Raw genomic sequence first — 12,293 nt, forward strand, 5'->3', positions numbered from 1 at the left:
AGTCGTTTTCAGGGTGCTCTTAACAGAAAGAAAAACCAGGTTTTTCTTAACAGAGTTCACCCTTTCAAGTATCTCGTACTTAATTAAAAGGTGTATTATGCAGCTGTGTCGTTACCGTTTGTTTTGAACATCTTATTCAGTAAGTCTTTATCATCTTCTCTGCCTGGAAGGACCAGATTTAAAAAGATACCGATTAATGTTGCGAGCGCCATTCCAGCAATCTCAAAGTTTGCATTAATCTTAAGGGCCGCTCCTCCAATACCTGTTACAAGAATAACTGAGGAGATAATCAGGTTTCTTTTGTTACCAAAGTCTATGTTGTTATCTACAAGCATCCGTAAACCCGATGAAGCGATAATCCCAAACAGCAAGATCGAAACACCGCCCATGACAGCGGTTGGAATTGTGCCGATTAAGGCTGTTACTTTTCCGGAGAATCCGAACAGGATGGCTGTCACTGCAGCGCCTCCGATTACGAATACGGAGTAAACTCGAGTGATTGCTAACACTCCAATGTTCTCACCGTAAGTGGTTACAGGCGGTCCACCGATCATTGAGCCGATCATTACTCCAAGTCCGTCTCCTAAAATAGAGCGATGAAGGCCGGGCTTTTCAATAAAGTTACGTCCCACAACTTTAGACAGTACAAGCTGATGTCCGATATGTTCAGCAATTGTTACTGCTGCGACAGGCATCATGATCATCGCTATACTCCAAGAAAAGTCAGGAGTGTACGTTACAAACGGAACGATGAAATCAGGGGCTTGAATCCATTTAGCTTCAGCTACTTTTGTAAAATCAACAAGTCCTCTAAAGTAGGCAAATGTATAACCAGCGATGATTCCGATTAAGATTGGGATGATTCCTAAGATACCTCTAAAAAAGATAGAGCATATTATTGTAACTGCGAGCGTAAAGAGTGCAACCGTAAAGTGTGTTAAACTGTATTCTTCAGTCCCTGGCAAGTTCATGGCCATTCCTACAGCAACATTTGCAAGTCCAAGTCCGATTACGATAATGACTGGTCCGACTACAACCGGAGGGAGAATGCGCATCAGCCATCTAAAACCGAAGCCTTTGATCAAGAGTGCAACCACTCCGTAAACTAAACCTGCAAGAAAGCTTCCCAGCATCGCCGCTTCTGGACCGCCAAATGCTTTTACGGTTAAGATTGGCGTTATAAAAGCGAAGCTGGATCCTAGGTAAGCAGGGATCTGTCCTCTTGTTACCAAAAGATAAGCTAGCGTTGCAAGTCCGCTTGATACAAGCGCTACTCCAGGATGAAGTCCTACTAAGAAAGGAACAAGCACCGTTGCGCCAAACATGGCGAATAAGTGCTGCAGGCTTAACGTAAGCCATTGAACCGGCGACGGTTTTTCATGTACATCTAAAATTGCTTTTGTATGGTTATCCATTTTGATTACCTCCTATTTTTAAAAGCTGAAACGGCCGTTTAGTCACGACAAGCACTTAACTTCTGCACGCTGACACGCTATTTGTGTCAAGGGAAGGAGGAAAGTGACCTCGAGGGACTGGTCGTTGAAGCTGGATATTACTTCTTCGCAATAAAAAACCTCTCTTGCTTTAGCAAAAGAGGCCGTGGAGGCACACGTGAATACAGGTAAATCTGTGCTGCACGCGATTTATTACCTCCCTTGCCAGCCTCTCTGGACTGATTTTAAAGGGACAATTATTTATTTGTTGATATCGCTACTTCATCTAATCCGTCTACTTCTATAAGTGAAGCAGATATGATTTCTTCGCTCGAAGTCGGAACATTTTTACCGACATAATCCGCTCGGATCGGAAGCTCCCTGTGACCTCTGTCGATCAATACAGCAAGCTGTATGCTGGAAGCCCGTCCAAGGTCCATGATAGCATCCATCGCAGCTCTTACAGTTCTGCCTGTATATAAGACATCATCAACCAAAATGATTTTTTTGTCTGTGACCTCTACAGGAATGTCAGTTCCTTTCAGCTGAGGCTCTTGGTTATCAGTCTTGATTTTCAAATCGTCTCTGTAAAGTGTAATGTCGATCACACCAACTGAAACTGCGTTTCCTTCGATTTGTTCAATTCGTTCAGCAAGCCTTTTAGCAAGGAACTCACCACGGGTTTTTATGCCGGTTAATACGATGTTCTTGACTCCTTTGTTACGCTCGATTATTTCATGAGCAATTCGGGTCAAAGCTCTTCTGATTGCCTGGTCATCCATTAAAACAGTCTTTGACATAATACACCCTCCTTTTTCAAAAGTTCCCTTTAACCGTCATCATTCGCAAAAAAATCCTCCCGCCACGCATGACGAGAGGATAGAGCAATCCCTGTTGGATACTCATTAATAACGTTTCCTTCTCAGCCTCACGGGACTAAAGTTAAAGGACTATTTAAGTTACATTGATTATGACAAAATTCGTTTCTATTGTCAACTTCTTTTCTCTAATAAATCCAGCAGCTCGCTCATTTCAGATGGAATGTCTCTTTCGAATTTCATATACTCACCTGTTCTAGGATGATTAAATCCTAATGTTTGAGCATGAAGAGCCTGACCTTCAATAGGAAGCGTTTTGGATGGACCATACTTTGGATCTCCAGCCAATGGGAAACCGATATATTTCATATGAACACGAATCTGATGTGTTCTTCCTGTTTCAAGCTGGCATTCTACAAATGTAAAGTTGGTGTATCGTTTAATCACGTTAAAATGGGTAACCGCATTTCGGCTGTTTTCATCTGTTACCGTCATTTTTTGGCGGTCGTTTTTATCTCTGCCGATCGGTGCGTCAATTGTACCTTGGTCATGCGGCATAACACCATGAACGATAGCCTTATAAATTCTCGTAGTCGTTTTATCTTTAAGCTGGCTTACTAGTGATTCATGCGCCATATCGTTTTTAGCAACCATTAATAACCCTGAAGTATCTTTGTCGATTCTATGAACGATACCGGGGCGCAATACACCATTAATACCTGACAAATCCTTGCAATGAGCCATAAGCCCATTAACAAGTGTGCCGTTATAATGTCCTGGAGCAGGGTGGACAACCATACCTCTAGGTTTATTTACCACAAGCACATCGGCATCTTCATACACGATATCAAGATTCATTTCCTCTGGTACAACGTCTAGTTCCTGAGGCTCTGGGATTTCAATTTCAACAAAATCTCCCGCTGCACATTTATAATTCGACTTAACGGGTTTATCGTTAAGAAGTACGATTTTATCTTTTATCCAGTTTTGAATCTGTGACCTTGACCATTCATCTTGGACCTCAGACAAAACTTTATCAATACGGCTTCCTACTTGATCACTGGTTACCGTATATTCAAATTTACTCATTCTCTGTCTCCTTCTGCTTGCTTTCCATAAAACTCTGAATAAAAATCAAACCTACACCGATAACTAAAGCACTGTCTGCAACATTGAAAATCGGGAAATCATAGCTTCCGATATATACATCAACAAAATCAACCACTTCACCACGAAGAAGACGATCTATAAAGTTTCCAAGTGCTCCTCCCAAAACTAGCGCAAGTGCTGTTTTAAGAAGCTTGTCAGTGGCATGTTTTTGCAAGTAATAGATAACAGCGGCGACTACAATAACTGTAATAACGATAAAAAAGTAGCGCTGATCTTGCAATATCCCAAATGCTGCGCCTCTGTTACGGTGTGAGGTTATGTATAACACTTGATCAATGACAGGTATAGACTGGCCGAGGTCCATTTTTTTTACAATTATCCATTTAGTCGCTTGATCGGCAGCGAACACTAACAAAGCCAAGAGATAATAAAACAATAGAACTCCTCCGATTTAAGAAATTATGTCTTTTTGAATTGTAGCACAGCAATCGGACGTTCTACAATTTAATTTACCCAATTAACACATGTTTTGAGACTTGAATCCAAAAGTTTTCAAGCTGAATCCAAAAGTTTTGAACTTATATCCACGAGATTTGGCTGTTAATCCAAAAGTTTTCGGGGTTTATCCACGAGTCTACATTCCTCGACAATTATCTTCATTCGGATATAGAAAAGAATCCCGCAAATCAGCGGGATTCCCTAATCAATTAAGCATAATTCTTTTCAACGATGTCTGCACAGCTTGCACAAAGTGTTGGGTGATTTTCATTTTTGCCAACATCTTCTGAAACAACCCAGCAGCGTTCACATGTTTCGCCTTCAGCTGATGTTACGGAGACAGCTACATGTTCAAAAGCTTTCGCGCTTTCTGGAGCATCTGTTTTAGCTCCTCCGATAGCCGCCTTTGAAACGATGAAGAGTTTGTTCAGATCCTCAACACTCTCAAGCCATGGCTTAAGGGATTCAGTTGGGTACAGTGTAATAGATGCTGTCAAGGACTTACCGATCGTTTTCTGGCTTCTCGCTTCTTCAAGTGCTTTTAGAACTTCACCGCGAACATCCATAAATAGATTCCAGTCTTTTTCAAGCTTTTCTGTACCTTGATAGTTTTTCACTTCCGGCATGGAAGTAAGCTGAACACTAACTTCTTCAACTCCAGGGATGTATTCCCAAACTTCATCTGCTGTGTGAGATAAAACAGGTGCAGAGAGTTTTGTCAGTGCCATAAGAGACTCGTACATAACCGTTTGAATGCTTCTGCGTTTATGATCGTCTTCAGCTTGGATATAAAGTGTATCTTTTGCCATATCCAAATAGAACGAACTTAACTCGATCGTACAGAAGTTATGGATCGTGTTGTAAACGGTAATAAACTGATACTCTTCATATGCTTTTTTAACTTTGGAAACGACTTTATCCAGCTTTACCATCATATATTTTTCAAGGTCAGGCATATCTTCAAAAGCAACTGCATGCTGTTTTGGATCAAAACCATGCAGGTTCCCTAATAAAAAGCGAAGCGTATTTCTTATTTTACGGTAAACTTCCGCTACTTGCTTTAAGATATCATCAGAAACACGTACATCTGACTGATAGTCTACTGAAGAAACCCATAGTCTGATGATATCAGCTCCAAGCTGCTTCATTACCTTAATCGGATCAAGTGTATTACCGATCGATTTACTCATCTTGCGCCCTTCTCCATCAAGAACGAATCCGTGGCTGAGGACAGCTTTATAAGGTGCTCTGCCTGAGATCGCAACTGAAGTAGAAAGTGAAGAGTTAAACCATCCACGGTACTGGTCAGATCCTTCTAAATACAAATCAGCAGGGCGGACTAAATCTTCTCTTTCTTCTAGAACTCCCCAATGTGAAGTTCCGGAATCAAACCAGACATCCATGATATCTGTTTCTTTTGAAAAACGTCCATTTGGACTATGAGGAGAAGTAAATCCTTCAGGTAGAAGGTCCTTCGCTTCCCTTTCAAACCATACGTTTGAACCATGTTCTCTGAAAAGTTCTACAACATGACTGATCGTTTCTTCTGTGAGAATCGCTTCACCATCTTCACCGTAGAATACTGGAATCGGTACACCCCATGCACGCTGACGGGAAATACACCAGTCTTCACGGTCTTTAATCATGTTGTGAAGACGAGTCTCACCCCATGTTGGAACCCAGTTAACTTCTTCGATCGCACGAAGCATATCATCACGGATACCTTTAATAGAAGCAAACCACTGAGCCGTTGCACGGAAAATAACAGGTTTCTTCGTTCTCCAATCATGAGGATAGGAGTGAGTGATGAATGAAAGCTTTAACAGAGCACCTTTTTCTTTCAGCTGTTCTGTAATCGGCTTATTTGCTTCATCATAAAACAGTCCTTCAAAGCCTGGTGCTTCTTTTGTCATCACACCGCGGTCATCTACAGGACACAAAACATCCAGCCCGTAGCGTTTTCCGACAAGGAAATCATCTTCCCCGTGTCCTGGTGCAGTATGAACACATCCTGTACCAGCATCTGTAGTTACGTGGTCACCAAGCATTACGAGTGAATCACGGCCATAGAGAGGGTGAACGGCTACTGCATGTTCGATTTCTGCTCCTTTGAAGCGTTTTACAATTTCAGCTTGTTCCCATTCGAATTGTTTTTTAAGAGACTCTACAAGAGCTTCCGCCACAACATAGGTGCCGTTTTCAGTTTGAACAGAAACATAGTCTAATTCAGGATGTACAGAAATACCGAGGTTAGCCGGAATAGTCCAAGGAGTTGTTGTCCAGATTACAAGTTTCTCATCTGTATCAAGTACTCCTTTTCCATCCTTTACATCAAACGCTACATAAATAGATGCAGAACGCTTGTCTTGATACTCGATCTCCGCTTCAGCTAAAGCAGACTCTGATGATGGTGACCAGTAAACCGGCTTTAGACCTTTGTAGATCAAGTCTCTTTTCGCCATCTCACCGAATACTTCGATCTGTCTAGCTTCATAGCCTTTATCCAGTGTGATATAAGGATTCTCCCAGTCACCGCGCACACCTAGTCGCTTAAATTGTTCGCGCTGATGATCTACTTGTTTTAATGCATACTCTTCACAAAGTTTACGAAACTCAGCAACTGTAAGCTCTTTTCTTTTCACTTTTCCGCTCTTAGTTAAAGCCGTTTCAATCGGCAACCCATGCGTATCCCAGCCTGGAACATATGGCGCATAGTGACCTGTCATGGATTTAAATCGGACAATCATATCTTTTAAGATCTTATTTTCCGCATGCCCGATATGGATATCCCCATTCGCGTAAGGTGGACCATCATGAAGAATAAAAGGGGGAAGATCCCTTGTTTTTTCCATTACTTTTTCATAGATATTTAATTCATTCCATTTTTCCTGAACAAGCGGCTCTCGCTGCGGAAGGTTTCCTCGCATCGGAAACTCCGTTTTTGGCATTAATAGAGTGTCTTTATAATTCATTGCTTTTCCTCCTTAAAATCGTTACCGTAAAAATAAAAGCTGTCTTCATAAACATTTGAGCATTTGTAGGTGGTTGATTTCCGCTCCAGATGCTCGCTTTCCGCGGGGCGGGCGGTGAGCCTCCTTGGAGCTTTGCTCCATTAGGAGTCTCACCTGTCCCACAGATCCCGTCGGAGTCTCGCACCTTGCACTCCAATCAACTTGTCAATGAAGAGAGGTGACAAAATACTCAACTTTAGAAAAAGAGCCAAATAAAAAACCTTCTCGCCCCACTGATTATACAGTAGGGACGAGAAGGTTAACCCGCGGTACCACCCTAATAGGTTTTGATTTTCATCTAAACCCGCTTAGTCATCCTTAGCGTGGATGAGGCGCCGGAACTTACTATGTTTTCAGTCCAGGAACTCAGGGGTGATCTTCAAATACCGCTCTATACCAGGCTCACACCACTTCCTGGTTCGCTAAAATAGAGAATATGCATCTTACTGTCCCCGTCTTCGTCACATATTAATCTTAGAAAAGTATATGCGATTATTTAAATGAATGTCAAGCTTCCGTCTTTACTTCCTGAAGTTCATATCCTTCAAGATTTTCAGGAGCGTTTAAAGAATCCCAGTCATCATTCTTCAGCATTTCCAGCTGTGCCTCAATCAGCATTCTGAAACGTGTCCGGTAAACGGAAGATTGCTTTTTTAATTCATCAATCTCCATTGAGATCTTTCTTGATTTAGACAAAGCTTCATTGATGATTCTGTCTGCGTTCTTTTCCGCTTCCTTTACGATCAAACGAGCCTCTTTTGATGCAGTGCGTTTTACTTCTTCACCAGTTTCTTGAGCGATAAGAATTGATTTATTCAGCGTTTCTTCAATATTTTTAAAGTATGAAATCTTTTCTTCAAGCTTGGAAACTGTTTCCTCTAAATCTTTCTTTTCACGAATAACCGCTTCGTAATCTTTAATGACTTGATCTAAAAAGTCATTCACTTCGTCTTCGCTATACCCTCTGAAACCTCTTGTAAATTCTTTATTATGAATATCCAACGGCGTTAAAGGCAAAACAGCCACCTCCATGATGCATTATTTTTTACCTAATTTCGACAAAATATCGGTCATTCCTTCTCATACTGGAAATTATTTTAAATGTCCGTAGCGTATCCGCCATTTTTCTTTCTTCGTCATGCCTTCAATGGCGATTAATTTACTGCGTCCAAATCCTCTTACAGATAGTTCATCGCCTTCTATCACTTCCACTGCTGGCTGGTCTGTTATTTTATGATTGAGTTTAACCCTGCCCTGCTGTATTAAAAGGGAAGCTTTAGAACGTGAGAGGTTATAGACCTCTGCTACAATAACATCCAGCCGGAGAGAAGAAACTGTACCATTTCTTTCATCATAGTCAGTTTTTATTTCCATTAGATTGTTTTCTTCTATGTGCTGCAGCTTAATTCCTGACTTGCCAACTTTCGTAAGGTTCAGTTCAATAAAGCCTGAAATCTCTGCTGCACATACAAATTGAACCTTATCAGCAGAAATTAGAATATCACCATACTTGCCCCTTTTTACTCCGATATTCATCAAAGCACCTAATACGTCCCGATGCTCAATCGTCGAAAATTTAGAAGGATAGACAATATCATAATATACAAGCTGAAAGTCTTCTGATGAAGGTTCGTAATAATCCGGATAAAGCAATGCTCTCTTTCGTTCAGAAAAAGAAGAGCCTCCCCATAAAGAGAGGCGTACTTCTGTATCGTTTCCTACGATTGTTTTAACAATCTCCTGTTCCCGGGGATCTAGAAAATCAGTCAGCTTTGGACTGTATCGTTCTGCTGTTTCTGTTTTCCATCTGATTACACGATCCACAAATTCATGTTCTTCAGGCCGGTAATGCTGATAAATACTCATTCGAAAACCTTAAAATGAGCCAGCAATCATTCTGGCTACAGCACTTACACCATATTGTGCAAAGTGCAGTGACATTAACGCTACGATCGGAGAAAGATCAATCATGCCAAGCGGCGGAATGATTTTACGGAAAGGAGACAGATAAGGTTCTACAAGTCTTCCAATAACCTGGCCGATCGATGATTCTCTAGCGTTAGGAAACCAGGATAAAAGTATGTATCCTATTATCATGTAATAGTAGATTTGTATAAGTTGTTGAACTACGCCTGCAATTGTGTCTACCAAAAAATTTCACCTGCCTGATTTAGTCTTCGTCCATCATTTCTGAGATCGTACCGGAAACGTCTACATTTTCAGGTGTGCACAAAAATGTATTTGGTCCGAGCTTTTGAATATCTCCGCCGATCGCATATACTGTACCTGATAAAAAGTCTACAATGCGTTTTGCCTGATCATGCGGAATACGCTGAAGATTCATAACAACAGCTCTTCGGTTCTTTAGCTGATCCGCGATATCTTGAGCTTCTGCATAGACGCGCGGCTCTACGAGTACAACTTTAACCTGCTGCTGGATGCTTTGCAAGCTTACGACATTTGGCTTCCCTTTTTTCGTATGAGAAGGCGTGATTTCTTCCTCCTCAGCAAAAGACTCTTCCTCGTAGTCATTTTCATATTCATAATCATCTTCCAGATCAAAAAAGCGCTTGAATTTTGTTTTGATTCCCATTTATTCCACCTCCCCTAAAATTCTTTTCCTACTAAATCTGTACCAATTCGAACAAAGGTTGCTCCTTCTTCAACAGCTATTACATAATCATTGGACATTCCCATTGAAAGTTCCTCACAAGGTGCATGCGGGAAATTTTTATTTTGAATTTCCAGCTGTAATTGCTTCAGTGCTGAAAATACATTTCTAATGGTTGATTCATCATCTGTAAACGGCGCCATTGTCATCAGACCTACAACTTTAATCCGGTCGTACTCTTTTAGTTTATCGACAAATGACAGCACATCTTTTACTGCAATTCCATGTTTTGAATCTTCCTCAGCCACATTTACTTGTACAAAACAAGAAATTGTTCGTTCAGCTCTTTTTTGTATCTCTTTTGCTAAGCTTAAGCGATCTAATGAATGTATATAATCTACGTGATTTATAATATCTTTTACTTTCCGTGATTGAAGGGTTCCAATGAAGTGCCATTTCACAGACAAATCCGAAAGAAATCCCTTTTTTTCAAGCAATCCTTCAATACGGTTTTCACCGATATGCTCAATACCTGCCAGCACAGCATTCTTCGTCGTTTCGTTACTCACATATTTCGTTACTGCCACTAAATTAACGCCCTTTGAAGGCATGTTTTTTTTCTGGCAGGCCGAATGAATTTTGCTGAGGATTTTTTCTTTATTTTCTAATATGTTCAAACGATTTTTAAACTCCCTTCCTGCCTATAAAACTCATCATTCGACCCGTTTTCCCGTTGTCTTTGCGGTGTGAGAAGAACACTGTATTATCGCAGCTCGTACAGTTATGGGAAATCGTAATATTTTCTGGAAGTACTCCGGCTTGCAAAAACAGAATTTCGTTAAGGCTTTGTAGGTTTAATTGATATTTTCCGTTATCGTTTTTAGTAAAAACAGCTGGTTCTTCGTTTTTATTCAGCGCAGATCTTACCTCACTGATTACCTTCTCATCTACTTCATAGCAGCATTCCCCTATAGCTGGGCCAATTGCTGTTTTTATGTCTTTAACATCTGCATTTTCTTTTTCGCACCACTGTTTAATCATCTTTGGACCAATTTTACCGACTGTACCTCTCCAGCCAGCATGGGCAAGCCCGATCAGCTTGTTCTTAGATGAGTAAAAATAAAGCGGAACACAGTCTGCATATAGTGAAGTTAAAAGTATGTCTTCTTCCTGTGTATACATCCCGTCCGCATCTGGAACAGCCGTTTCAAAATCCAAAGAACCTCTGCCCAAGTCTTCCTTTGTCACCTTTACAATGTTTGTACCATGAACTTGCCTAGATCCTACCCAATTCTGAATCGGGAATTGAATTTCTTCAGCAAAGGATTTTCGGTTTTTTTGCACATAACGAGGATTATCATTCACATGAAAACCCATATTAAAAGAGTTGAAGGGCATTGGACTATACCCGCCTTCTCGTAATGTGAAACCAGCAATAATCAATGGATTCTCTTTTTGCCAATCATGTATAGCGAGTTGCTTTCCAGACTGTATAAATGTCTTCATTCCTATGTAATCCTCCTGGAAAGTTTTATCTTTATTTTACCACATTTTTAAAGAATAAAGAAAAAAAGAACCGTTTATTTCAATTGATCAAACGGCTCTTTTACGTATTCGTTTAATTCGCTTGCTTCCATATGTCTGACGAGTATAACATCCGCTCCTATTTTCACGATGTTGCGCCATGGAATAACGATGTCATTTTCTCTTGCAAAAAAGCCGAGCATTTTTCCTGCTCCAGGAATAATGATGGCGTCTATCTTACCTGTGTTCAAATTAATCTCTAAATCTGCAATGTGCCCTAGTTTTTTTCCGTTTGCTACATTTACAACATCTTTCACTTGAAAGTCTGATATTTTGTTCATGTCACAACCCGCCTTTCTGTTTTCATTATATGATGGCCCAAGCTGTTTCATGTTCGTCTAATAAAGAAAACTTATCGTGTAAAAAAACCCGTATTTCTACGGGTTTTAGCTGCTTTGAATATTCTTGTTCATCTGAGAGATTGCTGCTTTTTCAAGTCTTGAAACTTGTGCTTGTGAGATGCCGATTTCATCAGCAACTTCCATTTGGGTTTTCCCTTGAAAAAACCTCATGGTAAGTATCATTTTTTCTCTGTCGTTTAATCGGCGCATTCCTTCTTTTAAAGCTATTTCCTCAATCCATTGCAAATCCTTTGCCTTGTCATCACTTATCTGATCCATGACAAAGATTGGATCTCCCCCATCATTATAGATAGGTTCAAACAATGACACAGGATCTTGTATAGCATCCAGCGCAAAAACGACTTCCTCTTTTGGAACATCAAGCGCTTCTGCAATTTGTTGTGCTGTTGGCTCCCGGGATAATTTATTCATGAGCTGGTCACGAACCTGCAATGCTTTATAAGCAATATCTCTTAGGCTCCTGGAAACACGTATCGGATTATTGTCTCGAAGATAACGCCGAATTTCACCGATAATCATCGGAACAGCATAAGTAGAAAACTTAACATTTTGACCAAGATCAAAATTGTCGATTGACTTCATTAGCCCGATACACCCTACTTGAAATAAATCATCCACATGCTCTCCGCGGTTGTTGAATCTCTGGATCACACTCAGAACAAGCCTGAGGTTTCCATTTACCAGAGTTTCGCGTGCATCAGGATCACCCTTGTGCATTTTATCAAACAAAATTCGCATCTCTGGATTTTTTAAAACAGGAAGCTTTGATGTGTCAACTCCGCAAATCTCAACTTTATTTCTTGTCAAGTCTTTTCCCTCCTGCCGGGAGCTAATTTCAAATTAAGTATCACCGAACGGAGGGAAAT

Annotated in this window: 13 protein-coding genes and 1 other annotated feature; all 13 genes read right to left on the bottom strand. The window is 40.6% G+C overall.

Translation table 11 applies throughout. The annotated features are described in order from the left end of the window. Positions 1–95: 95 nt before the first annotated feature. The 13 genes from M3196_RS11270 to sigG all read right to left on the bottom strand — a co-directional run bounded on the left by M3196_RS11270 (position 96) and on the right by sigG (position 12,234). Positions 96–1,415 carry a solute carrier family 23 protein gene (locus M3196_RS11270; protein WP_251322401.1) on the bottom strand — a complete coding sequence of 440 codons (1,320 nt, stop codon included), beginning with the start codon at positions 1,413–1,415 and terminating at the stop codon, positions 96–98. A gap of 275 nt (positions 1,416–1,690) precedes the next feature. Next, positions 1,691–2,233 (bottom strand): bifunctional pyr operon transcriptional regulator/uracil phosphoribosyltransferase PyrR, encoded by a 543-nt coding sequence (pyrR, locus tag M3196_RS11275; protein WP_251322402.1) that lies wholly within the window; start codon positions 2,231–2,233, stop codon positions 1,691–1,693. A gap of 192 nt (positions 2,234–2,425) precedes the next feature. Then, positions 2,426–3,340: an RluA family pseudouridine synthase gene (locus M3196_RS11280; protein WP_251322403.1), complete on the bottom strand. Its 915-nt coding sequence runs from the start codon at positions 3,338–3,340 to the stop codon at positions 2,426–2,428. Then, the gene (gene lspA, locus M3196_RS11285) at positions 3,333–3,797 is read right to left on the bottom strand and encodes a signal peptidase II (RefSeq protein WP_251322404.1); all 465 of its coding nucleotides are present in this window, start codon (positions 3,795–3,797) and stop codon (positions 3,333–3,335) included. Before lspA ends, M3196_RS11280 begins: the two co-directional genes overlap by 8 nt. 271 nt (positions 3,798–4,068) lie before the next feature. Further along, positions 4,069–6,831, bottom strand: a complete 2,763-nt coding sequence (gene ileS, locus M3196_RS11290) for an isoleucine--tRNA ligase (RefSeq protein WP_251322405.1) — start codon at positions 6,829–6,831, stop codon at positions 4,069–4,071. Positions 6,832–7,113: 282 nt separating this feature from the next. After that, positions 7,114–7,338 (bottom strand) — a binding site (T-box leader). A 39-nt stretch (positions 7,339–7,377) separates the two neighbouring features. Then, positions 7,378–7,887: a DivIVA domain-containing protein gene (locus M3196_RS11295; RefSeq protein ID WP_251322406.1), complete on the bottom strand. Its 510-nt coding sequence runs from the start codon at positions 7,885–7,887 to the stop codon at positions 7,378–7,380. Between the two features lie 75 nt (positions 7,888–7,962). Further along, complete coding sequence (locus M3196_RS11300) at positions 7,963–8,736, bottom strand: RNA-binding protein (protein WP_251322407.1); 774 nt, start codon at positions 8,734–8,736, stop codon at positions 7,963–7,965. A 9-nt stretch (positions 8,737–8,745) separates the two neighbouring features. After that, positions 8,746–9,021 (bottom strand): YggT family protein, encoded by a 276-nt coding sequence (locus M3196_RS11305; RefSeq protein WP_276531336.1) that lies wholly within the window; start codon positions 9,019–9,021, stop codon positions 8,746–8,748. 19 nt (positions 9,022–9,040) lie between these two features. Next, positions 9,041–9,463 carry a cell division protein SepF gene (locus M3196_RS11310; protein WP_251322408.1) on the bottom strand — a complete coding sequence of 141 codons (423 nt, stop codon included), beginning with the start codon at positions 9,461–9,463 and terminating at the stop codon, positions 9,041–9,043. A gap of 14 nt (positions 9,464–9,477) precedes the next feature. Further along, positions 9,478–10,158 (bottom strand): YggS family pyridoxal phosphate-dependent enzyme, encoded by a 681-nt coding sequence (locus M3196_RS11315; protein WP_276531337.1) that lies wholly within the window; start codon positions 10,156–10,158, stop codon positions 9,478–9,480. A 7-nt stretch (positions 10,159–10,165) separates the two neighbouring features. Beyond that, entirely contained in the window at positions 10,166–10,987 is an 822-nt protein-coding gene (gene pgeF, locus M3196_RS11320; RefSeq protein WP_251322409.1) for a peptidoglycan editing factor PgeF, read from the bottom strand. A gap of 74 nt (positions 10,988–11,061) precedes the next feature. Further along, positions 11,062–11,346 (bottom strand): YlmC/YmxH family sporulation protein, encoded by a 285-nt coding sequence (locus M3196_RS11325; RefSeq protein ID WP_066289211.1) that lies wholly within the window; start codon positions 11,344–11,346, stop codon positions 11,062–11,064. A 105-nt stretch (positions 11,347–11,451) separates the two neighbouring features. Then, positions 11,452–12,234, bottom strand: a complete 783-nt coding sequence (sigG, locus tag M3196_RS11330; RefSeq protein WP_251322410.1) for an RNA polymerase sporulation sigma factor SigG — start codon at positions 12,232–12,234, stop codon at positions 11,452–11,454. Positions 12,235–12,293 lie beyond the last annotated feature (59 nt).

Origin of the sequence: Fictibacillus nanhaiensis, from assembly GCF_023715445.1 — a bacterium.
Classification (GTDB): domain Bacteria; phylum Bacillota; class Bacilli; order Bacillales; family Fictibacillaceae; genus Fictibacillus; species Fictibacillus nanhaiensis_D.

Coding starts and splice junctions, on each gene's coding strand:
- M3196_RS11270 (WP_251322401.1), bottom strand. CDS start 1,415: ATGGATAACCATACAAAAGCAATTTTAGATGTACATGAAAAACCGTCG.
- M3196_RS11300 (WP_251322407.1), bottom strand. CDS start 8,736: ATGAGTATTTATCAGCATTACCGGCCTGAAGAACATGAATTTGTGGAT.
- pgeF (WP_251322409.1), bottom strand. CDS start 10,987: ATGAAGACATTTATACAGTCTGGAAAGCAACTCGCTATACATGATTGG.
- M3196_RS11280 (WP_251322403.1), bottom strand. CDS start 3,340: ATGAGTAAATTTGAATATACGGTAACCAGTGATCAAGTAGGAAGCCGT.
- pyrR (WP_251322402.1), bottom strand. CDS start 2,233: ATGTCAAAGACTGTTTTAATGGATGACCAGGCAATCAGAAGAGCTTTG.
- M3196_RS11310 (WP_251322408.1), bottom strand. CDS start 9,463: ATGGGAATCAAAACAAAATTCAAGCGCTTTTTTGATCTGGAAGATGAT.
- M3196_RS11325 (WP_066289211.1), bottom strand. CDS start 11,346: ATGAACAAAATATCAGACTTTCAAGTGAAAGATGTTGTAAATGTAGCA.
- ileS (WP_251322405.1), bottom strand. CDS start 6,831: ATGAATTATAAAGACACTCTATTAATGCCAAAAACGGAGTTTCCGATG.